Source organism: Streptomyces sp. NPDC004732 (assembly GCF_040609235.1).
GTDB lineage: Bacteria > Actinomycetota > Actinomycetes > Streptomycetales > Streptomycetaceae > Streptomyces.
Window position 1 is genome coordinate 1 of the sequence record NZ_JBEXJR010000029.1, and the last position, 21,422, is coordinate 21,422.

Below are 21,422 nucleotides of genomic sequence, written 5' to 3' on the forward strand. Positions count from 1 at the left end.
CCCGCGCCGCCCCGCCCGCCGCCCGGCGGGCCCCGGGCCCCTCCCGCGCGCCGCCCCACCGCCGAACCCCAGCTTCAAGGAGTGCCTTTCCGTGCGTATCGCCGTGACCGGATCGATAGCGACCGACCACCTGATGGTCTTTCCCGGACGCTTCGCCGAACAGCTGCTCAAGGAACAGCTGGAGCGGGTCTCCTTGTCCTTCCTCGCCGACCGCCTGGAGGTGCGCCGCGGCGGCGTCGCCGCCAACATCGCCTTCGGCCTGGGCCTGCTGGACCTGGACCCGATCCTGATCGGCGCGGCCGGCCTGGACTTCGCCGAGTACGCCACCTGGCTGGATGCCCACGGCGTGGACACCAGCGCCGTCCAGGTCAGCGACACCCTGCACACCGCACGCTTCGTGTGCACCACCGACCAGGACCAGAACCAGATCGCCACCTTCTACGCCGGCGCCATGGCCGAGGCCGCCCACATCGACCTGGCCGCCGTCACCGCCCGCACCGGCACCCCCGCCCTCGTCCTGATCGGCGCGGACGACCCCGCCGCCATGCTGCGGCACACCGCCACCGCCCACCGCCTGGGCATCCCCGTCGCCGCCGACCCCTCCCAGCAACTGGCCCGCCTCGACGGCGAACAGGCCCGCCAGCTCGTCGACGGCGCCCGCTGGCTGTTCACCAACGAATACGAGGCCGCACTGCTGCTGGAACGCACCGGCTGGAGCGAACAACAGCTCCTGGAGCGGGTCGGCACCTGGATCACCACCCTGGGCGCCGGCGGCGTCTCCCTGGCCCGCGCCGGCTGCCCGCCGCTGCCCGTGCCCGCCGTCCCCACCGACAAGATCGCCGACCCCACCGGGGCCGGCGACGCCTTCCGCTCCGGCTTCCTGGCCGGCACCGTATGGGAACTGCCCCACGAACGCGCCGCCCAGCTCGGCTGCGCCCTGGCCACCACCGTCCTGGAATCGGTCGGCACCCAGGAGTACAAGCTCATCCCCGCCGACCTGATCGCCCGCATCGACCAGACCTACGGGGCGAGCGCGGCCCGCGTCCTGGAGGCGCGGATCGCGGGGGCCTCGTGAGCACCGCACCGCACCAGCGCGCCGCCGCCCTCCGCGCGGCCCTGGCCACCCGGGTGGTGGTGGCCGACGGCGCGATGGGCACCATGCTCCAGGACCAGGACCCCACCCTGGAGGACTTCCAGCAGCTCGAGGGCTGCAACGAGATCCTGAACGTCACCCGCCCCGACATCGTCCGCTCCGTGCACCAGGAGTACTTCGCGGCCGGCGTGGACTGCGTGGAGACCAACACCTTCGGCGCCAACCACGCCGCCCTGGGGGAGTACGACATCCCCGAGCGGATCTTCGAACTCTCCCAGGCCGGCGCCCGCATCGCCCGCGAGGTCGCCGACGACTTCGCCACCGGCGACGGCCGCCAGCGCTGGGTCCTCGGCTCGATCGGCCCCGGCACCAAACTGCCCACCCTGGGCCACACCGACTTCGCCACCCTGCGCGACGGCTTCCAGGCCAACGCCGAAGGCCTCATCGCCGGCGGCGCCGACCTGCTGATCGTGGAGACCACCCAGGACCTGCTGCAGACCAAGGCCTCCGTGCTCGGCGCCCGCCGCGCCCTGGACGCCATCGGCCTGGACCTGCCGCTGGTGTGCTCCCTGGCCTTCGAGACGACCGGCACCATGCTCCTGGGCTCGGAGATCGGCGCCGCCCTGACCGTGCTGGAGCCGCTGGGCATCGACATGATCGGCCTGAACTGCTCCACCGGCCCGGCCGAGATGACCGAGCACCTGCGCTACCTGGCCCGCCACTCCCGCATCCCGCTGCTGTGCATGCCCAACGCGGGCCTGCCGGTGCTGACCAAACACGGCGCGCACTTCCCCCTGGACCCGGCCGGACTGGCCGACGCGCAGGAGAACTTCGTCCGCGACTACGGCCTCTCCCTGGTGGGCGGCTGCTGCGGCACCACCCCGGAGCACCTGCGCCAGGTGGTCGAGCGGGTCCGGGGCGTGGAGGCGCCCGCGCGCACGCCGCGTCCGGAGCCGGGGGCCGCCTCGCTCTACCAGACGGTGCCGTTCCGTCAGGACACCGCCTATATGGCGATCGGGGAGCGCACCAACGCCAACGGGTCCAAGAAGTTCCGGGAGGCGATGCTGGAGGGCCGCTGGGACGACTGTGTGGAGATGGCCCGCGACCAGATCCGCGAGGGCGCGCACATGCTCGACCTGTGCGTGGACTATGTGGGCCGGGACGGGGTGGCCGACATGGCGGAGCTGGCCGGGCGGTTCGCGACCGCCTCGACGCTGCCGATCGTGCTGGACTCCACGGAATTGCCGGTGCTGCAGGCCGGGCTGGAGAAGCTGGGCGGCCGGGCGGTCATCAACTCGGTCAACTACGAGGACGGCGACGGCCCCGAGTCCCGCTTCACCAAGGTGACGGCGCTGGCCAAGGAGCATGGTGCGGCGCTGATCGCGCTGACCATCGACGAGGAGGGCCAGGCCCGCACCGTCGAGCACAAGGTCGCCATCGCCCAGCGCCTGATCGCCGATCTGACCGGCAACTGGGGCATCCACGAGTCGGACCTGCTGATCGACACGCTGACCTTCACCATCTGCACCGGCCAGGAGGAATCCCGCGGCGACGGCATCGCCACCATCGAGGCGATCCGCGAGCTCAAGCGCCGCCACCCCGACGTGCAGACCACGCTGGGGCTGTCCAACATCTCCTTCGGCCTCAACCCGGCCGCCCGCGTCCTGCTCAACTCCGTCTTCCTGGACGAGTGCGTCAAGGCAGGCCTGGACTCCGCGATCGTGCACGCCTCCAAGATCCTGCCGATCGCCCGGTTCGACGACGAACAGGTCACCGTCGCCCGCGACCTCATCTACGACCGCCGCGCCGAAGGCTACGACCCGCTGCAGAAGCTCATGGAGCTCTTCGAGGGCGTCAACATGAAGTCGATGAAGGCGGGCAAGGCGGAGGAGCTGCTGGCGCTGCCGCTGGAGGAGCGGTTGCAGCGGCGCATCATCGACGGGGAGAAGAACGGCCTGGAGGCCGACCTGGACGAGGCGCTGGCGGATACCCCGGCTCTGGACATCGTCAACAACACGCTGCTGGAGGGCATGAAGGTCGTCGGGGAGCTGTTCGGCTCGGGCCAGATGCAGCTGCCGTTCGTGCTGCAGTCCGCCGAGGTGATGAAGACCGCGGTGGCGCATCTGGAGCCGCACATGGAGAAGTCGGACTCCGAGGGCAAGGGCACCATCGTGCTGGCCACGGTCCGCGGCGACGTGCATGACATCGGCAAGAACCTCGTCGACATCATCTTGTCCAACAACGGCTACAACGTCGTCAATCTGGGGATCAAGCAGCCGGTCGCGGCGATCCTGGACGCCGCCGAGGAGCACCGCGCCGATGTGATCGGCATGTCGGGGCTGCTGGTGAAGTCCACGGTGATCATGAAGGAGAACCTTCAGGAGCTCAACCAGCGCAAGATGGCCGCCGACTTCCCGGTGATCCTGGGCGGCGCCGCCCTCACCCGCGCCTACGTCGAGCAGGACCTGCACGAGATCTACGAGGGCGAAGTGCGCTACGCCCGCGACGCGTTCGAGGGCCTGCGCCTGATGGACGCCCTGATCGCGGTCAAGCGCGGCGTGCCCGGCGCCACCCTGCCCGAACTCAAGCAGCGCCGCGTGCCCAGCAAGGCGGCCACCGCCGTCCTGGAGGCCGACGAGCCCGGCCGGCCCGCCCGCTCCGACGTCGCCACCGACACCCCCGTGCCCGCCCCGCCGTTCTGGGGCACCCGCGTCATCAAGGGCATCCAGCTCAAGGAGTACGCCTCCTGGCTGGACGAGGCCGCCCTGTTCAAGGGCCAGTGGGGCCTCAAGCAGGCCCGTACCGGCGCCGGACCGACGTATGAGGAGCTGGTCGAGACCGAGGGCCGCCCCCGCCTGCGCGGCCTCCTGGACGAGCTGCAGACCAAGAACCTGCTGGAAGCGGCCGTCGTGCACGGCTACTTCCGCTGCGTGTCCAAGGGCGACGACCTGATCCTGCTCGACGAGACCGGCGCCGAACACACCCGCTTCACCTTCCCCCGCCAGCCGCGCGGGCGCCGGTTGTGCCTGGCGGACTTCTTCCGCCCCGAGGAATCCGGCGAGACCGACGTCGTCGGCCTCCAGGTCGTCACCGTCGGCTCGAAGATCGGGGAGGCCACCGCCGAGCTGTTCGCCGCCGACTCCTACCGCGACTACCTCGAACTGCACGGCCTGTCCGTCCAGTTGGCCGAGGCCCTCGCCGAGTACTGGCACGCCCGGGTGCGCGCCGAGCTCGGCATCGCGGCCGGCGACCCGGACACCCCCGAGGGCATGTTCCGCACCGAATACCAGGGCTGCCGCTACTCCCTGGGCTACCCGGCCTGCCCCGACCTGGCCGACCGCGCCAAGATCGCCGCCCTCCTGCAGCCCGAACGGATCGGCGTACAGCTCTCCGAGGAGTTCCAGCTCCACCCCGAGCAGTCCACCGACGCCATCGTCCTGCACCACCCCCAGGCCAGCTACTTCAACGCCGGAGGCCGGCCATGACCGCCCTGCGCGACCTGATCGAGAAGGACACCCCCAGCTTCTCCTTCGAGTTCTTCCCGCCCAAGAGCGACGCCGCGGCCCGCTCCCTGTGGAAGGCCATCCGCCGCATCGAAACCCTCGCCCCCACCTTCGTGTCGGTCACCTACGGCGCCGGCGGCTCCTCCCGGGACCGCACCGTGGAGGTCACCAAACGCATCGCCGCCGAGACGACGCTGCGCCCCGTCGCCCACCTGACCGCGGTCGGCCACTCGGTGGCCGAACTGCGCCACATCATCGGCCAGTACGCCGACGCCGGGGTCCGCGACGTCCTGGTGGTCCGCGGCGACCCGCCCGGCGACCCCAACGCCCCCTGGATCGCCCACCCCGACGGCTTCACCCACGCCCACGAACTGGTGCGCCTGGTCAAGGAGTCGGGGGAGTTCAGCGTCGGCGTGGCCGCCTTCCCCGAACGCCACCCGCGCTCCACCGACTGGCCCAGCGACATCAAGCACTTCGTCGCCAAGTGCCGGGCCGGCGCCGACTACGCCATCACCCAGATGTTCTTCCGGGTCGAGGACTACCTGCGGCTGCGCGAGAAGGTGCACGCCGCGGGCTGCGACACCCCGATCATCCCGGAGATCATGCCGGCCACCGACGTGCGCCAGATCAGCCGGTTCGCCGAACTCAGCGGCGCCGCCTTCCCCGAACACCTGGCCCACCGCCTGGACGCCGCCCGCGAGGACCCCGCCGAGGGACACCGCATCGGCGTCGAGCACGCCACCGCGATGGCCCAGCAGCTGCTGGCCGAAGGCGCCCCCGGACTGCACTACATCACCCTCAACCGCTCGACGGCGACGCTCGAGATCCACCGCAACGTAACGAACTCAAGGAGTACCCCGCATGACCTCGCAGCCCACCACTGACGGCCAGGACTTCAAGGTCGCCGACCTGTCCCTGGCGGCCTTCGGCCGTAAGGAGATCACCCTGGCCGAGCACGAGATGCCCGGTCTGATGTCGATCCGCAAGGAGTTCGCGGCCGCGCAGCCGCTGGCCGGCGCCCGCATCATGGGTTCCCTGCACATGACGGTGCAGACCGCCGTCCTCATCGAGACGCTGGTGGCGCTGGGCGCCGAGGTCCGCTGGGTGTCCTGCAACATCTTCTCCACCCAGGACCACGCGGCCGCCGCCATCGCGGTGGGCCCCAACGGCACCCCGGACGACCCGCAGGGCATCCCGGTCTTCGCCTGGAAGGGCGAGTCCCTGGAGGAGTACTGGTGGTGCACGGAGCAGGCGCTGACCTGGCCGAACACCCCCACCGGCGGCCCGAACATGATCCTGGACGACGGCGGCGACGCCACCCTCCTGGTGCACAAGGGCGTCGAGTACGAGAAGGCGGGCAAGGTCCCCGCGGTCGAGACGGCCGAGAACGACGAGCACCGCGTCATCCTGCAGCTGCTGAACCGCACCATCACCGAGGGCTCGCAGAAGTGGACCCAGCTCGCCTCGGAGATCCGCGGGGTGACCGAGGAGACCACCACCGGCGTCCACCGGCTGTATGAGATGCAGCGGGACGGCCAGCTGCTGTTCCCGGCGATCAACGTGAACGACGCGGTGACCAAGTCGAAGTTCGACAACAAGTACGGCTGCCGGCACTCGCTGGTGGACGGCATCAACCGCGCCACCGACGTCCTGATCGGCGGCAAGACCGCGGTGATCTGCGGCTACGGCGATGTGGGCAAGGGCTGCGCGGAGTCGCTGCGCGGCCAGGGCGCCCGCGTGATCATCACGGAGATCGACCCGATCTGCGCGCTGCAGGCGGCGATGGACGGCTACCAGGTCACCACGCTGGCCGAGGTCGTGGAGACGGCCGACATCTTCGTCACCACGACCGGCAACAAGGACATCATCATGGCCGCGGACATGGCCAAGATGAAGCACCAGGCGATCGTGGGCAACATCGGCCACTTCGACAACGAGATCGACATGGCCGGTCTCGCGCAGCTGCCGGGCATCGTCAAGGACGAGGTCAAGCCGCAGGTCCACACCTGGACGCACCCGGACGGCAAGGTGCTGATCGTGCTGTCCGAGGGCCGCCTGCTGAACCTGGGCAACGCGACCGGCCACCCCTCGTTCGTGATGTCGAACTCGTTCGCGGACCAGACGCTGGCCCAGATCGAGCTGTTCACCAAGCAGGAGGAGTACCCCACCGACGTCTATGTGCTGCCCAAGCACCTGGACGAGAAGGTCGCCCGCCTCCACCTCGATTCGCTCGGCGTGAAGCTGACCACGCTGAGCGCGGAGCAGGCCGCCTACATCGGCGTCGAGGTCCAGGGCCCCTTCAAGCCCGACCACTACCGCTACTGACACGGACCGGCCCCCGGCCCGCCGGAACAGGAGGAGCACGTGCACGACACCGAAGAGGAGGACACCAGGCCGCCCGGACCGGGCCTGGCCCTGGCCGTTCCGGGCACCCCGCCGCTCCGGCTCGCCGGCATCGACGAGGACGACACCTGGGAGCCCAACGTCGTGCGCGGCATCGACTGACCCCCGCCGCCGGGGCCCGGGCCCCAACCGGCCCGGCCCCGGCGGCAGTGCACCCCCCCCTGCGCCGGGCACGGGGGCGGATCGGGCCCCCGGCCCGCACGGATCGCGCCACCCGCAGCGCCCCCGGCCGGTTCGAGCGGACATTGAGCGGCCCAAGAGCGGCCATGGGCGACGATGGCCGCGCCGCGCCCCGCCGCCCGGCCACCCACACCACCCGCCGCACCAGCACCACTGGCACCACCGCACGTCCGACCGGGGCCCGACACCCAGAGCGCGGGCCCCAGTTCACGAGGAGGAGCGATGTCCACAGCCGCCGAAGGCCCCCACGCCCTGAGCGACATCGGGGACGCCCTCGCCGAGGCCGGCGCGGCCTCGCTCACCGGCGAACGCGCCCAGCTGGCCGAGGGCCTGCTGCGGGCCGCCCTGACCAAATGGGAAGATCCCCAGGCCCGGCCGCAGCTCCTGGGCGCCTTCAGCGCCGTCTTCGCCGACGAGCAGGGCGCCGCCCGGATGCGGGACTTCATGTCCCGCCAGATCTTCCAGCAGCTGGCCGCCTCCCTCGACGAGCCCGCCAAGGACTTCGACGAGGTCGCCAAGGCGCTCGGCGTGCCCCCGATGAACATCAACGCGGCCCAGGCCCAGGTATGGGGCGTGGCCGTGCTGCGCTACGTCGTGAAACTGGAGCCGATCGCCTCCGCATCGGTCGACGAGGTCGTCGCCCTCGTCTCACCCACCATCCAGCGCTACCTGGTCGGCTAGCCCCGCCCGCACCACCCCGCCCCCCTGGCGGCCCCGGAACCGGGAACTCCCCCCTCACATTCCGGAGGGCTGTGTCGTCGTACCGGTGGAGACGGCGCCAACCCGCGCACCGCGGGCGCGGGCCACTCACCGGCGCCGGCCGGAATGTCCGCGCGGACGGCCTTCTTGGGTCGCACTTATTCGGAGGAAGTAATCAGGCCATGAGTACTCTCGACAAAGAGTCCACGGGCGGGGCGGAAGCCCCCGTCGGCGACCCGCGGCGTTGGAAAGCGCTAGGCATTCTGGCCGCCATTCAGTTCATGCTCGTCATGGACGTCACGATTGTGCTCGTCGCGCTTCCCGAGATCAGGAGCGATCTGACCTTCTCCACCGAAGGCGATCTCGCGTGGGTCATCAACGGCTATGTGCTGATGGCCGGCGGATTCCTGCTGCTGGGCGGGCGATTGGCCGACATGTACGGCCGGCGCAAGATCTTCATGGTCGGCGTCATCTTCTTCGGTGTCGCCTCGGCCACCTGCGGCGCCGCGATGTCCTCCGGGATGCTGGTCTCCAGCCGCTTCGTGCAGGGGCTGGGCGAAGCGCTGTGCGGCCCGGCCGCACTGGGCATGATCCCCGTGCTCTTCCCCGACGCCCGTGAGCGCATGAAGGCGCTCGGCGTCTGGGGCGGCACCGCCGCCCTGGGCGGCGTGATCGGGTCGGTCGTCTCCGGCGCCCTGACCGAGTACGTCGACTGGCGCTGGATCTTCTACATCAACATCCCCATCGCGGTGGCCGCGCTGATCCTGGTGCCCAAGGTCATGCCCGAGAGCCGCATGGAGCGCGAGGGCCGCCACGTCGACGTCGTCGGCGCGCTGTCCATCACCGGCGGTCTCGTCGCGGTCGTGTACGGCCTGATCAAGGCCGCCGACCACGACTGGAGCTCCTCCACCGTGCTGATCCCGCTGCTCGGCGGCATCGGCCTGCTGCTCCTGGCGGCCCTCTGGGAGACGCGCACCGCCGACCCGATGGTGCCCATCCGCTTCTTCACCAACCGCACCCGGGTCACCTCCAACGTCGTGACCCTGGCCCTGCTGGCCAGCTTCCACTGCTACGCCTTCCTGCTCATCATGTACATGCAGGACGTCCTCAAGTACACGCCGATCAAGTCGGGCATGGCCGTGGTGCCGCTGGCCTTCGCGATGGGCGCCGGCATGGGCGCGGCCTCCGCGCTGATGCCCCGCATCGGCGTCAAGGCGGTCCTGGCCATCGGCTTCCTCGGTGCCGCCGGCGGCCTGGTCGTCGCCTCCACCCTGGAGTCCGACTCCTCCTACGTCAGCGGCGTCCTGCCCGGCATGATCGTGTTCGGCCTGTTCAGCGCCATGTGCTACCCGGCCCTGGTCAACGGTGCGCTCTACCAGGTCACCGGCAAGGACTCCGGCCTGGCCTCCGGCGTGCAGACCGCCATGCAGCAGATCGGCGGCGCGCTCGGCCTGGCCACCCTGGTGCCGCTGGCCATCCGCTACACCACCGACCACATCGGGGACGGCGTCATCCCCACGGTCGCGCAGTCCGACGGCACCTCGCGGGCCTTCCAGGTCGGCGCCATCCTGGTGGCCGTCGCCGCGGTCCTGGTCATCGCGCTGATGCAGAAGGTGGACGCCGTACCGCGCAACGTGCTGGCCGAGGCCGAGGCGGAGGAGACCGACGAGGCCGCGGGCAAGTCCGCCGCCGGTGTCTCCTCCTGACCCCGTGACACCCCCCGGCAGCTGACCGCACGGTCCTGCCCGCACCGCCCCCGGGATTTTCCCCGGGGGCGGTGCCGTGTGTCCGGCCCGCGGCCCGTCAACCGGTGCGCCCGCACAACGTGTCGGGGCGGCGGGGGCCTTTTCCGGGAACTGTGGCACGGCCTTTACGGTTACGTGACCCACACCACCCCGGGGCGCTCTAGGCGCGGAGTCGCCCCACGTGTCACTATTCCAGTGCATCCACCCTGCCCAAAAGCATTACAGCGGCGGGGGATTGGGATCGGGAGCCCTCGTGAATCCTGCCCGGTGAGACGATTGCGTACTTGCGTACGAGTTCGCTCGTGATTTCCCGGCACGGCGGGGCCGTTCGCCGCGAAAAGGCCGCCCCGAAACTCCTGCCTCATTCCTTCCGAGAAGTCTGGACGATGCGATCTCCATGCGGAAAACACCAGGGGAGCTGAGCGCGTTGACCACACCACCGGCCCCGGCCCGGGGCGCCGCCCCCGTGCGCCGGGCCCGCACGGTCGGCGTCGGCCGCGCGCACGCCAAGACCATCCTGCTGGGCGAGCACGCCGTGGTGTACGGGGCGCCCGCCCTGGCGCTGCCGGTGCCCCAGCTCGCGGTCACCGCGAGCGCCGGCTGGTCCGCGGCCGGCCCCGCCGGCCCCGGCGGGGTGTCCCTGACGATGACCGGCTCCCCGTCCCGGCCGGTGGCCACCCAGGCCTCCGACGGACTGCGGCAGCTGACCGCGGAGTTCCGCACCGCCATGGACGTGGCCGAGGACGTGCACCTGGAGGTGATCCTGGACTGCGCGATCCCGCCCGGCCGGGGCCTTGGCTCCAGCGCCGCCTGCGCCCGCGCCGTGGTCCTCGCGCTGGCCGACCTCTTCGGCCGCGAGGTCACCGAACAGGCGGTGTTCGACCTGGTGCAGAGCGCCGAGAACGTGGCCCACGGCCGCGCCAGCGGCGTCGACGCCACCGCGGTCGGCGCGCCCGGCCCCCTGCTGTTCCAGCAGGGCCACGCCCAGGAGCTGCCCGTGGGCTGCGAAGGGCTGTTCATCATCGCCGACAGCGGCGAAGTGGGCCGCACCAAGGACGCGGTGACCCTGCTGCGCGAGGGCTTCCAGCGCCACCCCGGCAGCCGGGAACACTTCGTGCGCCGCGCCACCCAGCTCACCGACCGGGCCCGCCGCGCCCTGGCCCAGGACGACCTCGAAGAACTCGGCCCCTACCTGACGGCCTGTCACCACCTGCTGCGCGAGGCCCGGCTGAGCACCGCGCGCATCGACGCCCTGGTCGAGGCGGCGCTGGCCGCGGGCGGCCTCGGCGCCAAGATCACCGGGGGCGGGCTGGGCGGCTGCATGATCGCACTGACCTCCTCCGACCAGGCCGGTGCCGTCACCCGCAGCCTTCATGCGGCCGGCGCCCAGCAGACCTGGGTGCTGCCGCTGACGGCCCGCACCGGCCAGGGCGCCTGACCCCGCCCCGCCCGGAGAGCACCATCCCGCACCGCCCCGCACCACTTGGGCAGTATCCGCACACAACTCGGTGAGAGGAGCAGGCACATGAGCGCCACCAGCATCCCGGACGGCCCCGGCACCGGCCCCGCTGTGCCCGCCCGGGCTCTCGCCCGCCACGAGCACACCCCGATCCTGTTTCTGCTGACGGATGTCGGAGGCGGCCGCCCGGCCGCGGGTTCGCCCCGGCGCGCATGGTGAACGGCTACCGCCCGCCCCGCGACAGCGGCTGACGGACGGCGCAGGAGGGACGCGAGGGGAGCACCCGCGGCGCGGCACCACGCCCGCCGCCAGAGCCCCCGCCACCCGCACGCATTTCCTTCCCGCACGCGCCGCCGTACCCCCATGCCCTGCCGCCCCCCGGCGCAACGGGCAGGGGCCGCCGCCCGGTCGAGGACTCTCCCGGGCCGGTGGGGCAGCGTGCGCCCGGACCCGACGCAGCGCCGCCGCCCACCGCGGCCGGTCCTGCTGCGTCCGCGGTCCTCGCCCCGCCTCGTGACCCAGCAGAAACGGTAGACATGACAGCGAGCCCTCGCACGGTGTGCGTGGTAGGTGCCGGACCGCGCGGCCTGTCCGTACTCGAGCGCCTGTGCGCCAACGCCCGCCTGCAGCCGCAGGACCGCACCGTCCACGTCCATGTGATCGACCCCTGCCCGCCCGGGCCGGGGCGGGTGTGGCGCACCGACCAGTCCCCGCACCTGCTCATGAACACCGTGGCCGGACAGATCTCGGTGTTCACCGACGCCAGCGTCGACCTGCACGGGCCGCTGGAGCCGGGGCCCAGCCTGCACGAGTGGGCCGGTGCGCTGGCCGACGGCGAGATCGACGGCGAGGCCGACAGGGAGGCGGGCGGCGAGGCGGGCGGCGGGTATCCGGCCGAAGTGCTGGCCCAGGCCCGCGCGTTGGGCTCCGACACCTATCCCACCCGCGCCTTTTACGGCCACTACCTGCGCTGGGCCTGCCGGCGCATCGTGCGCGGCGCGCCCGCCGGAGTGACCGTCACCTTCCACCGCGGCCTGGCCGTCGCGCTGGACGACGACCCCGGCACCGACGGGCGGCGGCAGCAAGTGCGGCTGGCGGACGGAGCCGTGCTGGCGGGGCTGGACGCCGTCATCCTGTGCCAGGGCCACCTGCCGGCCCATCCGGACGAGGGGGAGCGGGCCTTCGCGGCCGCCGCCCGCGCCGCGGGCCTGCGCCACCTGGCGCCGGCCAACCCCGCCGACGCGGACCTGGACGCGCTGGCCCCCGGTGCCCGGGTGCTGCTGCGCGGCCTGGGCCTGAACTTCTTCGACTACCTGGCCCAGCTCACCGCCGGCCGCGGCGGCACCTTCACCCGCCACGGCGGCCGGCTGCGCTACCGGGCCTCGGGCCGCGAGCCGCGGCTGTATGCGGGATCGCGGCGCGGCGTGCCCTACCAGGCGCGCGGCGAGAACGAGAAGGGCCCGCACGGCCGCCACGAACCACTGCTGCTCACCCCCGGGCGCATCGCCGAGCTGCGCCGCACCCACGCCCGCACCGGCCTGGACTTCACCCGCGACCTGTGGCCGCTGATCTCCCGGGAGGTGGAGGCCGTCTACTACGCCACCCTGCTGCGCTCGCGCGGCGAGATGCTCCCGGCCGGGCAGCTGCAGGCCGCCTACCTGGCCGCCCCGGCCGGGCCGGGGCACCTGGCGGCGGTGCTGGAGGCGTACGGCATCGGCGAGAAGGACCGCTGGGACTGGGAGCTGCTGGCCCGCCCCTGGCGCGACCGGGAGTTCACCGGCCCGCAGGACTTCACCGGCTGGCTCCTGGACCATCTGCGCCAGGACGTGGCCGAGGCCCGCGCGGGCAACGTGAACGGGCCCCTGAAGGCGGCCCTGGACGTGCTGCGGGACCTGCGCAACGAGATCCGCCTGGTGGTCGACCACGGCGGCCTGGACGGCGACTCCCACCGCGCCGACCTGGACGGCTGGTACACCCCGCTCAACGCCTACCTGTCGATCGGCCCGCCCGCCCGCCGGGTGGAGGAGATGACCGCGCTGATCGAGGCCGGGGTGCTGGACGTGATCGGCCCCGGCCTGCGGGTGGACCTCCACGCCGGCCGCTGCACCGTCACCTCCCCGCTGGTGCCCGGCTCCACGCGGCGCGTGGACGCCGTGGTCGAGGCCCGGCTGCCCGCGATCACGCTGCGCCGCACCGGGGACCGGCTGCTGCGGCACCTGCTGGCCACCGGCCAGTGCGCCCCCTACCGCATCCGCACGGCCGCGGACCCCTACGAGAGCGACGGGCTGGCCGTCACCGCGCGCCCCTTCCGCCTGATCGACGCGGCGGGCCGCCCGCACGCGCGCCGCTTCGCCTTCGGCGTGCCCACCGAGGCGGTGCACTGGGTGACGGCCGCGGGCATCCGCCCCGGCGTCAACTCGGTGACCCTCACCGACGCGGACGCGATCGCCCGCGCGGCCCTGGAGTGCACGACCCGCCCCACCCGGCACCCCGCCGACGCCGCCCCGGCCCCGGGCACCCACCCGGCCGGGACGCCCCCGCGCCCCGCCACTCCGCCGCCCGGCCGGGCGGCCCTGCCCGGCCGGGGCGGAAGCTGACCCCGGCCCCAGGACCCCGCCCGCGCCACGACACCACCGCTGCCCGTGGACACCGGACCCGGCGCCCGGCCGGGGGAGGGGGCCACCCGTGCCTACCGGCCGGCTGTCCGGCTGTCCGTCTGCCGCGCCGCCGCCCGGTGGGGCGACACGCTCGTCCAGGAGGGCCGGAGCCGAACGGGGCAGCTGCTGGTCCGGGGCGCGGTCTCACCCGTGCCCACCGGCGGTCTCTGCCGCGCCGCCCCCCCCCGGCGAGGCAGGGCCCCTCCGGCCGGGGCGAGCGCCGCACCGGGTGCTGGGCGTCCGGGGCCAGTTGTTCCCCGTGCCCACCGGCTGACCGCCCGCCTGCCGCCCGAGGGGAGCGGCAACCGCCCGGCCCCGGGCGGGCGTTGAACCAAGGACGGCCGGAGTCGTCCATGCCCGCTGACCGTCCGCCCGCCGCCCGGCCGGTCCGGGACCCGGTCCGGGTCCTGAGCCCCGTCCGGAGCCAGGCGCCCCCGGTGCCCGCGGGCGCCCTGTCCACCGCCCCGCCGCCCGGCCGGGCGGCAACCACCCGGCCCCGGGCGGGTGCTGAGCCCAGGACGGCCGGAGTCGTCCATGCCCGCTGACCGGTGGGCCCGCCGCCCGGCTGGGCCGGGAGCCGATCCGGGTCCTGAGCCCCGCCGGAAGGGTGCCCCCCGGCGCCCTGCCCGCCGCCCCGCCGCCCGCCCGGCCGGGCGGCAACCACCCGTCCCGGGCGCGGGAGTTGCGCCGCAGGCGGACGCCGTACCGAACGCCGCAGGCGGATGTCGTACCGAACAAGGAGCCGCACCCCATGACCACTGACCACCAGCCCGTCGCGCCGCCGCCCGGCCCGGACCTTGCGCGTCCGGACACGCCACGTCCGGACACCGTGCGTACGGACGCGGTGCGGCTGGAGGCCGGGCTGCTCGCGCCGGTCTGGGCCGATGTGCCGGTGGCGGACGCGGTGTCCGATCAGGCGTGGCTGCAGGCCATGCTCGATGCCGAGGCGGCCCTGAGCCGGGCCCAGGCCCGCCTGGGCACGGTGCCCGAGGCCGCCGCCCTGGTGATCACCCGGGCGGCGCGGGCCGAGGACCTGGACCTGGTGGCGCTGGCCGCCGCGGCCCGCCAGTCCGCCAACCCGGTGGTGGCCCTGGTCCGGGAGTTCACCGCGCTGGTGGCCGCCCGCGACGCGGATGCGGCCGCCTACGTGCACCGCGGATCCACCAGCCAGGACATCTTCGACACCGCGGCCATGCTGGTCGCCCGCCGGGCCCTGCGCCTGATCCGCGCCGACCTGGACCGCGCCGAGCAGGCGCTGGCCGCGCTGGCCCGTACCCACCGCGACACCCTGATGGCCGGCCGCACGCTGGCCCTGCACGCGGTACCCACCACCTTCGGCTGCAAGGCGGCGGGCTGGCGCCATCTGGTGCTGGACGCGGCCGACCGGCTCGCCGCCCTCGAGGCCGACGGGCCCGTCCAGCTCGGCGGGGCCGCCGGCACCCTGGCCGGCTACCTCGAACACGCCCCGGGCGCCGACCCCGCCGCCTACGTCCACGACCTGACCGAGGCCTTCGCGGCCGAACTGGGGCTGCGCGCCCCGCTGTTGCCCTGGCACGTGCTGCGCACCCCGGTGGCGGACCTGGCCCAGGGCGCCGCGTTCACCTGCGCCGCACTGGGCAAGATCGCCGTCGATGTGCTGTCGCTGACCCGTACCGAGGTCGGCGAGGTGCACGAGCCGGCGCCCGCCGGCCGCGGCGCCTCCTCGGCGATGCCGCACAAGCGCAACCCCGTGCTGGCCACCGCCATCCGCTCCGCCGCGCTGCAGGCCCCGCAGCTCGCGGCGGGCGTGCTGGGCTGCATGCTGAGCGAGGACGAACGCTCCGCCGGTGCCTGGCACGCCGAATGGGAGCCGCTGCGCGCCCTGCTGCGGCTGGCCGGGGGAGCGGCCCACCAGGCGGCGGAGCTGCTGTCGCAGCTGACCGTCGACCCCGCCCGGATGCGCGCCAACACCGCCCTGACCGGGGGCCAGATCGTCTCCGAGCGGATCGCCGCGGTGCTGGCCGCCCCGCTGGGCAAGGCCGCCGCCCGCGCCCTGCTCGACGGGGCCTCCGCCGAGGCGGCGCGCACCGGCCGGCCGCTGGCCGAGGTCCTGGGCCAGGACCCGCGGGTGGCCGCCGTGCTGACCGGCGCCGGATGCGGCGACCTGTTCGCCCCCGAGGCCTACACCGGGGCGGCGGCCGCGCTGACCGAGCGCGCCCTGTCCCGCCCCGCACCCCCGCCGGGCGTGCCGGGGCTGCCGGGTGCGTCCTGAGCGGCCGTGCACCGGCGGTGGCCGCCGCCGGCACCCCCCGGGCGGCTGGGGGTGCCGGCGGCGGCCACCGGAAGACGGCCCGGAAGGGCCGCGCGAGGACGCTCACGAAATCCGCTCAGCGCTGGCGCTGCAGAGCGATTTCCGTGAGCTCTTCTATGTCGAACTGTGAGCGTCCTGGTGTGCCGTAGCGGGTTATCTTGCCCCGGCTCACCCACTTGCGGATGGTCGCTTCGGAAACCCCCGTGGCCAGGGCGGCCACATTGGTGGGAACGAGCCTGTGGCGCGGCGGTCGGTTCATGCGGCGTCCTTCCGTTGCCGGTCCATGAGATGCCGGATGGTAAGCAGTTCGCGCATTTCCCAGGAATGCCCCGACGAACAGCTGATACTGCCCCGGGCCGTGGTCCGCGCATTGCGCGGCGAAGCGTTGATGGTGCCCGGGCAGTCGTCCATCACACATGCGATGACCGGCGCATGCTCATCGTCGGAATCCGGGTCGATGGCGCGCAGCGATTCAACCTGGAGGCTCTCGACTTCATCGGCGAATTCGGCAGCCGGAGGCTGGGTGATGAGCCATTCCAGGTTGAGTATCAAAAAGCATGCGAGATGCGGGACGGACCGCCCGGGGGCGGCGGTCCCCAGCTTTTCCACGACGAACCCGGACCACGACTCCAGGATCGAGAGGATGTTGTTCCTGGCGTCCAGGGCGGAGATGTTCAGGTGGTCCCGCCTGCGGCTGCCCGACACCTTTGTCGGGTTCCGCCGCCGGGACGTCGACAGAATGTGGTGCAGTCCTTCCTGGTGGAGGCCGGGAAGGGTGCGCAGGTTACGTTCCAGCTGCTCGACGCAGCCGGTGCACAGGACCGAGCCGGCGGCGACAGGGACTTCCCGGGCATGGTTCCTGGGGCATGAGTGAAACTCCATTGAATCTCCTTCATGAGCTGACGCACCCCGCAGAAGGCACGAAGACGCACATCTTCCGTGCCGGACGCTGCAGTGAATGGCTGAATCGATGAACCCTGGGGAAAAAGGGCGTGACCGGAGCCCCGGGCAAAGGCCTCTGAAAGGACGCCGGGAGGTGGCAGGACGGTCCCGTTCAGGAAATCCCGCAAAAGAATTCAGACCCGCCTCGATAGGCACAGGCTCTGCTGTGCCCAGTGAATACGGCTGTCATGTGCGATCCATCCCCCCGTTGCCTCCCCAGGCCCCACCGCCGCGCAGTCGCTGCCATGGGTGCACTCGGAGAGTTCCATGAGCGGTCGGGGGGTGTCAACGTGCGCCCCACCGGGAAGAGAGCGGTAATCCAGCGGTTGTAAATTTTTCATTTCGTAATCGATCTGCCCTAAAGGGGAATTTTAGATTCCTCTTTTCTAAAGGAGAACTCTAGGATTCTTCAGGCTTCGCTTTGGACGGATGGCACCCCGCTTTACCGCCCCCCGGCCCGCGCCCCCCCTCGGCGCCCCGCAGGCGGCCCACCCCGCCGCCGGGCGCCCGGCCGTGGCACCCCCCACCCCGCCGCAGCCCGCCGCGCCCCGACCCCTGCCCCCCTCGGCGGCCCACCGGCCGCCCCGGTGACACCTCCCCCTGCTCGACCTCAACGCAAGGGACAAGCTGTGGCTATGGAAATGGCCTGTATCGGAACCGACCAGGAATTGGCCGCCTCTGCGCGCCGCACCCGCGACGATCTGCTGGAGAGAATGGAAGGACACCTGGGTGCCTTCCTCTCCGCCGAGCACGAGTTATGGACCCAAGTGAACGACCGCGCGGCCGGCGCCGTCGACGCGCTGTCCGAACTGGTCGCGGCGGGCGGCAAACGCATCCGCCCCGCCTTCTGCATCGCCGGCTACCTCGCCGCCGACGGCGACCCCGGCGACCCCGGCGTGGTGGCGGCCGCCGCCGCCCTGGAAATGCTGCACGCCTCCGCCCTCATCCACGACGACGTCATCGACGCCTCCAGCCACCGGCGCGGCCTGCCCACCGTCCACGCCCACCACTCCGCGCTGCACGCCGCCCGCGCCTGGCAGGGCGAGTCCCGCCGCTACGGCGAGGGCGTCGCCATCCTCGTCGGCGACCTGGCCCTGGTCTACTGCGAGCAGCTGATGGCCACCGCGCCGCCCGCGGTGCTGCCGGTGTGGAACAAGCTCCGCTCGGAGCTGATGATCGGCCAGTACATGGACATGACCGCGGCCGCCGAGTTCTCCGTCGACCCGCGGCTGTCCCGCTGGATCGCCCTGGCCAAGTCCGGCCACTACACCATCCACCGCCCCCTGGCCGTCGGCGCGAGCGCGGCGGGCCGGGCCGACCTCGCCCCCGCCTTCGAGAAGTACGGCGAGGCGGTGGGCGAGGCCTTCCAGCTCCGCGACGACCTGCTGGACGCCTTCGGCGACTCCGCGCACACCGGCAAGCCCGCCGGGCTCGACTTCCAGCAGCACAAGATGACCCTGCTCCTGGGCTGGGCGATGCAGCGCGACGAACGCATCCACAGCCTGATCACCCAGCCCGGCCACACCCCCGACGAAGTGCGCGGCCGCCTGGTGGACACCGGCGTCCCCGACGACGTCGAAAAGCACATCGCCGCCCTGGTCGAACAGGGCTGCGACGCCATCGCCGACGTGCCCATCGACCCGGTATGGCGCACCGAACTGACCGCGATGGCCACACAGGTCGCCTACCGCAACACCTGACCCCACCCCGGCGCCGTCTCCCCGCCCCCGTCCCACACCCGGGGAGACGGCACCGGGCCCACCACGACCCCCGCCCGGGCAGCACAGACCGGCCCGGCCCAGGCCCACCCGGCCCAGGCTCACCCGGCCGCCCCGGCCCCGGCCCACCCGGCCCCGGCCCACCGCGCCGGACCGTCCCCGGGCGGCGCGAGGCCAAGCGGGGCCAGGGCGCCCCGCAGTCCCGGCGGCGCGGCAAGGCGCGGCGCGGGCCGGGATGCCGAAGGCCGTACGCCAACTCCGGTCAACGTTCGCTATGAGGCGGAGAGCTGAGGCACAGCCCGGGGTCCCGCCGGGCCCATCCACCCGCCCGCAGCGCACCAAGCGCCGCTCCTCCGCCCGCCCCGGCGCGCCCGAGCCCCGCCCCCGGCCCCTGAGGCCGGACCCGCCGCCCCGGCCGCGTACGCCCCAAGGCTGCACGCAAGCCAGAACACCCGCCCCGCCCCCGGCCCCTGAGGCCGGACCCGCCGCCCCGGCCGCGTACACCCCAAGGCTGCACGCAAGCCAGAACACCCGCCCCGCCCCCGGCCCCTGAGGCCGGACCCGCCGCCCCGGCCGCGTACGCCCCGTACACCCCAAAGCCGCACGCAAGCCAGAACACCCGCCCCGCACACCGGCCGACGGCCCTCCCTGCCGGTCACCCTCCCCTCGACAGCCTCCGGTTTCGGTCAACTCCCGGCGCTGGGGCTGCTGTTGACCGCCGGGTGCGGGTCGCCGCCCCCGGATGCCGCCGGGCGGGCGCGGGGGAGAGGCGTCGCGGCGGCCCCGCGATACCCGCCCCAGGGCCGCGGCGGCAGCCGGCCCCAACACCCCGGCGGCCCGCGCACCTTGGTGCCCCCGCCGGGCGAACTCCCGCAAAGAACCCGGTAAAAGCCCTGCCAGGGCCCGCAGAGACCTCTCCGGATCTCTCCCCGGCGCCCCCGCGCAGCCCCCGAGCAGCCCCCCGGGCCCGCCCCGCGCCCGAACGAGCCCCCGCCGGGGCCCCGCTCCAGCCCCCGGGGGAGCCGGGCCGCCCGGCACCCTCAGCGGGAGCAGACCGCACCGCCCCCGCTCGACGTCCGCCACAGCCCCCGTCGCAACCACCTCGAGGACCGCTTGAGGAGCGGGCCCGCCCCGCACCGCCTCCGGCCCCCGCGCCGCACCCCGCCCCGGGGCCCGCGGATGCGGCCCCACCAGGCATGTCGGGCCTCGCCGCACCGTCCGGATGCGGCCGCGGGCGCGGGTGGGGCGGCCGGATCCCGACGGCCGGGCGGCGGCGGGCAGTTGGGCAAATCCTGCCGTACGGGCGCACGCACGCCGCATGATGCAACCACGAACGCACCGGAAGGGCGGCCTGGATGAGTCTGGACGCACACGGCGTCGACGACGTCGGAGCGGTCGAGGGGAGCGAGGGGAGCGAGAGCCGCGGGCATGCCGTGGTGATCGGTTCGGGGCTCGCCGGGCTCACCGCCGCGCGGGCCCTGGCCAACTTCATGGACCACGTCACCGTGATCGAGCGCGACCGCCTGCCGTCCGGCGCCGCCCGGCGCCGCGGGGTGCCCCAGGCGCGGCACACCCACAGCCTCACCACCACCGCCCAGCAGGGCCTGGAGCAGCTCTTCCCCGGCATCGGGCAGGACTTCGAGCGGGCCGGCGCGGTCCGTGTGAGCCTGCCCCAGCAGGCCCTGGTGCTCGGCCCCGCGGGCTGGCTGCCCCGCTTCGACGCGGGCCTGTCGATGCTCAGCGCCTCCCGCGACCTGATCGACGCGGTGCTGCGCGAGCGGCTGCGCGCCGAGCCCAAGGTGTCCTTCCTGTCGGGCTACGAGGTGCTGGGCCTGCAGCCCGACCGCAACGACACCGTCACCGGCGTCTGGGCGCGCCGCCGCGCCCGGCCCGGCCCCGACGGCCCGGGCCCGCGGCACCTGATATCCGCCGACTTCGTGGTGGACGCCTCCGGACGCGGCTCCCGCGCCCCCCACTGGCTGGCCGAACTCGGCTACGAGCCGCCCCGCGAGACGGTGGTGGGCGCCCGCACCACGTACGCCTCCACCGTCTTCGCCCCGCCCATCGGCCACGTCGCCGACTGGCAGAGCCTGCTGCTGATGGCCTCGCCCGACAACCCCCGCCAGGGCACCCTCAACGTCATCGAGGGCGGCCGCTGGGCGGTCACCCTCGCCTTCGGCGACGGTGAACAGCCGCCCACCGACCACGCCGGGCTGCTGCGCGCCGCGGGCCGGCTGCGCCACCCGCTGCTGCGCGACGTCATCGAGCACGCCACCCCGCTCGGCCCGGTCTACGCCTGCACCACCACCGAGAACCGCTGGCGCCACTACGAGAAGCTGCGCCGCTGGCCCGACCAGTTCCTGGTGGTGGGCGACGCCCTGGCCGTCATGGACCCCGCCCACGGCCAGGGCATGACGCTCGCCGTGCAGGGCGCCCTGGTCCTGGACCACATGCTCAGCGGCCACGGCACCACGGTCGGCCTGGCCTACCGGCTGCGCCGCGCGCTGGCCCACCGGCTGGCCCCCGCCTGGCAGTCCAGCACCCGCCACCTGCGCACCACCGGCGCCGCCGATCCGGCGCGGCCCGGCCGGGAGCGGCCCCGCGGCCTGCGCGCCTGGCTCGCCCGGCGGGTCACCGCCCGCATCGCGGCCGAGGCCGCCACCGAACCGCACGGAGTTCCAGACCAGGCTGCCCAGCGTGGTCAGGGCGAGGAAGACCGGCAGCAGCAAATAT

General features: G+C 73.4%; 16 protein-coding genes. 14 read left to right on the forward strand and 2 right to left on the reverse strand.

Annotated features, from left to right (window positions below; translation table 11 throughout):
* Window positions 1-91: 91 nt before the first annotated feature.
* The 12 genes from ABZV77_RS42255 to pcaB all read left to right on the forward strand — a co-directional run bounded on the left by ABZV77_RS42255 (window position 92) and on the right by pcaB (window position 15,990).
* Entirely contained in the window at window positions 92-1,075 is a 984-nt protein-coding gene (locus ABZV77_RS42255) for a carbohydrate kinase family protein (RefSeq protein WP_356268689.1), read from the forward strand.
* Window positions 1,072-4,578 (forward strand): methionine synthase, encoded by a 3,507-nt coding sequence (gene metH, locus ABZV77_RS42260; RefSeq protein ID WP_356268664.1) that lies wholly within the window; start codon window positions 1,072-1,074, stop codon window positions 4,576-4,578. Before ABZV77_RS42255 ends, metH begins: the two co-directional genes overlap by 4 nt.
* Window positions 4,575-5,480: a methylenetetrahydrofolate reductase [NAD(P)H] gene (gene metF, locus ABZV77_RS42265; protein ID WP_356268666.1), complete on the forward strand. Its 906-nt coding sequence runs from the start codon at window positions 4,575-4,577 to the stop codon at window positions 5,478-5,480. The genes metH and metF overlap by 4 nt, the downstream gene beginning before the upstream one ends.
* Window positions 5,458-6,921, forward strand: coding sequence for an adenosylhomocysteinase (gene ahcY / locus ABZV77_RS42270; protein WP_356268667.1), 1,464 nt, complete (start codon window positions 5,458-5,460; stop codon window positions 6,919-6,921). The genes metF and ahcY overlap by 23 nt, the downstream gene beginning before the upstream one ends.
* A 39-nt stretch (window positions 6,922-6,960) precedes the next feature.
* Window positions 6,961-7,101 (forward strand): hypothetical protein, encoded by a 141-nt coding sequence (locus ABZV77_RS42275; protein WP_356268669.1) that lies wholly within the window; start codon window positions 6,961-6,963, stop codon window positions 7,099-7,101.
* A 300-nt stretch (window positions 7,102-7,401) separates the two neighbouring features.
* Window positions 7,402-7,860 (forward strand): hypothetical protein, encoded by a 459-nt coding sequence (locus tag ABZV77_RS42280; RefSeq protein ID WP_356268671.1) that lies wholly within the window; start codon window positions 7,402-7,404, stop codon window positions 7,858-7,860.
* Window positions 7,861-8,060: 200 nt separating this feature from the next.
* A complete protein-coding gene (locus ABZV77_RS42285) occupies window positions 8,061-9,584 on the forward strand; it encodes an MFS transporter (protein ID WP_356268673.1) in 1,524 nt (507 codons plus the stop codon).
* Between the two features lie 466 nt (window positions 9,585-10,050).
* Complete coding sequence (gene mvk, locus ABZV77_RS42290) at window positions 10,051-11,061, forward strand: mevalonate kinase (protein ID WP_356268674.1); 1,011 nt, start codon at window positions 10,051-10,053, stop codon at window positions 11,059-11,061.
* An 87-nt stretch (window positions 11,062-11,148) separates the two neighbouring features.
* Window positions 11,149-11,301: a hypothetical protein gene (locus ABZV77_RS42295; protein ID WP_356268676.1), complete on the forward strand. Its 153-nt coding sequence runs from the start codon at window positions 11,149-11,151 to the stop codon at window positions 11,299-11,301.
* A 317-nt stretch (window positions 11,302-11,618) separates the two neighbouring features.
* Window positions 11,619-13,679, forward strand: a complete 2,061-nt coding sequence (locus tag ABZV77_RS42300) for an FAD/NAD(P)-binding protein (protein ID WP_356268678.1) — start codon at window positions 11,619-11,621, stop codon at window positions 13,677-13,679.
* A 413-nt stretch (window positions 13,680-14,092) separates the two neighbouring features.
* Window positions 14,093-14,284, forward strand: a complete 192-nt coding sequence (locus ABZV77_RS42305) for a hypothetical protein (protein ID WP_356268680.1) — start codon at window positions 14,093-14,095, stop codon at window positions 14,282-14,284.
* A 206-nt stretch (window positions 14,285-14,490) separates the two neighbouring features.
* On the forward strand, window positions 14,491-15,990 hold the full coding sequence (pcaB, locus tag ABZV77_RS42310; RefSeq protein ID WP_356268682.1) for a 3-carboxy-cis,cis-muconate cycloisomerase: 1,500 nt from the start codon (window positions 14,491-14,493) through the stop codon (window positions 15,988-15,990).
* Between the two features lie 115 nt (window positions 15,991-16,105).
* Here the strand turns inward: pcaB and ABZV77_RS42315 are convergent, their stop codons facing one another.
* On the reverse strand, window positions 16,106-16,288 hold the full coding sequence (locus tag ABZV77_RS42315) for a hypothetical protein (RefSeq protein ID WP_150163957.1): 183 nt from the start codon (window positions 16,286-16,288) through the stop codon (window positions 16,106-16,108).
* A complete protein-coding gene (locus tag ABZV77_RS42320) occupies window positions 16,285-16,911 on the reverse strand; it encodes a hypothetical protein (protein ID WP_356268684.1) in 627 nt (208 codons plus the stop codon). Before ABZV77_RS42320 ends, ABZV77_RS42315 begins: the two co-directional genes overlap by 4 nt.
* A gap of 773 nt (window positions 16,912-17,684) precedes the next feature.
* Between ABZV77_RS42320 and ABZV77_RS42325 the strand changes: the two genes are divergently transcribed.
* Together ABZV77_RS42325 and ABZV77_RS42330 are read left to right on the forward strand one after the other, a co-directional pair.
* Complete coding sequence (locus ABZV77_RS42325; RefSeq protein ID WP_356268686.1) at window positions 17,685-18,671, forward strand: polyprenyl synthetase family protein; 987 nt, start codon at window positions 17,685-17,687, stop codon at window positions 18,669-18,671.
* 1,373 nt (window positions 18,672-20,044) lie between these two features.
* Window positions 20,045-21,422: FAD-dependent monooxygenase (locus ABZV77_RS42330; RefSeq protein ID WP_356268688.1), on the forward strand; the 1,378-nt coding region annotated here is incomplete at its 3' end.